This is a genomic window from Anaerotruncus sp. DFI.9.16 (genome assembly GCF_024461615.1).
Lineage (GTDB): Bacteria > Bacillota > Clostridia > Oscillospirales > Ruminococcaceae > Anaerotruncus > Anaerotruncus massiliensis.
In genome coordinates this window covers 1-2,178 of the sequence record NZ_JANFZX010000121.1, presented here as the reverse complement: position 1 = coordinate 2,178, position 2,178 = coordinate 1, and the positions used below count along the sequence as shown (strand labels likewise).

Here is a 2,178-nt window from a genome sequence, read left to right as displayed (position 1 = left end):
CCCCCCCCCCCCCCCCCCCCCCCCCCCCCCCCCCGCGCCCCCCCCGGGGCGGTTTTTCGCGCGGCGGGCCGGGATTTCGGCATTGTCCGCCGGGGGGCGGACAAAAAAACGGCCGCAGCGCGGCCGTTTTTGAAATCCCGGGGGTTATGCCTCGTAGTCCGCGACGACCCGCTCGGTGATGACCTTGCGGATGAATTCGCGCATTTTGAGGTGTTCAGGATGCTGGTCGTAGGCCTTGAGGGCCTCCTGCGAGACGAATTCGGAGTAGAGGACGAGATCGAAGCCCTTGGGGTTGATGTTTTTCCCGACCTCAAGGGTCAGGATGCCGTCGATGACGGCGTTCAGTGCTTCGAGCCCCTGCTTGATGAGCCGGGCGTTGTCCTCGCGGGTGTTGCCTTCTGCGACCTCTTCCAGTTTCCACATGACGATGTGCTTGACCATGATGTGTTGGACTCCTTTGTCCGGCGCGCGGCCGGTTTGTTGATGCCATTATCCTAGCATAAATGCGTTCCGGGTACAATCATTTTTATGCTTCTTTATACAATCTTAATATACTCCCGCACGCCCCGCGGCTATGCGTGCCAAAAACTTCCGGGAGGGCGGCGCGCGGAATTTGGCATACTAAGGAAAACAAAAATTCTGCCGGCCGACAGAGGCCGCAAGGAGGAAGAAGTATGAAACGATTGACCGCATGGGCGCTCTGCGCCCTGCTTTTGACGGGCCTGCTGGCGGGCTGCCGGGCGGCGGGACAGGACGGGGGCGAAAGCCGGGGCAGCCAACCGTCCGCCTCGCTCGAGCCGAACACCGCCTCCCGGGAGAGCGCCCCGCAGACGGACGTGCTGAAGACGGGGCTCGCGGTGATCACCTCGGCCGCCGACTCCATGCCCGCGGCCGGCGAAGAGGGGCTGGCGGACATCGGCTCGACGGCGGTCGCCCTGCTGGTGGACGGCGACGGACGGATTGCGGCCTGCGCGATCGACGCGGTGCAGAGCAGGATTCCCTTTACGGCGGACGGCGCGCTCGCGCTCAACGCGGGCACGGTGTTCCCCTCCAAGCGGGAGCTCGGGAAGGACTACGGGCTCGCGGAGGCGTCGGGCATCGGCAGGGAGTGGTATGAGCAGACGGCGGCGTTTGCCTCCTATGTCACCGGCAAGACGATCGCGGAGGTAAAGGGCATGGCGCTTGACGAGCGTACCGCCCCCACGGAGGCAGAGCTCTCCTCCTCGGTGACGATCGCGGTGGGCGGCTTTATCGACGGCATCGAGAAGGCGGCGCGGAACGCGCAGGCGCTCGGCGCGCGCGAGGGAGATTTCCTCGGGCTCGGGATCGCCACCAATATGCGGAACTCCAAGGGCGCGGGGGAATCGGAGGGGACCGCACAGGCGGATTCCACCTACGCGGCCGTTTCCTTCGCACCGGACGGCACGATCACGAGCTGCGTGCTCGACGGCTCGCAGGGCGCCGTGCGCTTTGACGGTTCGGGCGCCATCACCTCCGACCTGAACGGCCCCTTCCGCACAAAGAACGAGCTGGGCGACAGCTACGGCATGCGCGAGGCGTCGGGCATCGGCAAGGAGTGGTACGAGCAGGCCGCGGCCTACGCGCGGTACGCCGCGGGACGCACGGTCGGCGAGCTGGAGGAGCTCTCCGTCACCGAGAAGGGCGCGCCGGCGGGCGGGGAACTGGCCTCGTCCGTCACGATCTCGGTCGGCCCCTTCAACGAGGCGCTGCGCAAGGCCGCCGCCTACGCGGAGTAGGAAGAGAAACGGAAAAAAGCGAAAGCCCGGCGCAAGCCGGGCTTTTGTTTTTGCGCTTCGCGCCTGTTCCGCGCTTTCTGAAGAAAGCGCCCAAAGACTTTGATCAGGCCCGCCGCCGTCCGGCCTATCTTTCGCGGCCCATGCCCAAGGCGAACATCCGCTGAGGCCCCCCGACACTGGGCCCGCGGGTCGCCGCAGCAATGCGCATGCGCCTCACGGCAGGCGCTTTGCACTCTCTGCTTCCGCCCGTTGGGAACGCCCGCAACCTGAATTGAGCCCTCAGCTGGTGTACCCGTGGGGAGTGGCTATAACCTGCGGGTCATGGCAAGGTGCTCCCGGGGGATACCGCTTAAAGTTCCGGCCCGCAGAGCCGGGTCCGCGTAGCGGACTCAAGCCGGGGTCGCGGGGCGGAGCGCCCGCG

The 2,178-nt window shown here is 66.4% G+C and carries 2 protein-coding genes; one reads left to right on the top strand and one right to left on the bottom strand.

The genetic code is table 11. The features are described from left to right. Positions 1–144: 144 nt before the first annotated feature. Positions 145–441 (bottom strand): Dabb family protein, encoded by a 297-nt coding sequence (locus tag NE609_RS17200; RefSeq protein WP_256153228.1) that lies wholly within the window; start codon positions 439–441, stop codon positions 145–147. A 233-nt stretch (positions 442–674) separates the two neighbouring features. Here NE609_RS17200 and NE609_RS17195 point away from each other — a divergent pair, with 233 nt between their 5' ends. Next, positions 675–1,757 (top strand): hypothetical protein, encoded by a 1,083-nt coding sequence (locus tag NE609_RS17195; protein WP_121586518.1) that lies wholly within the window; start codon positions 675–677, stop codon positions 1,755–1,757. The last annotated feature ends 421 nt before the right edge of the window (positions 1,758–2,178 follow it).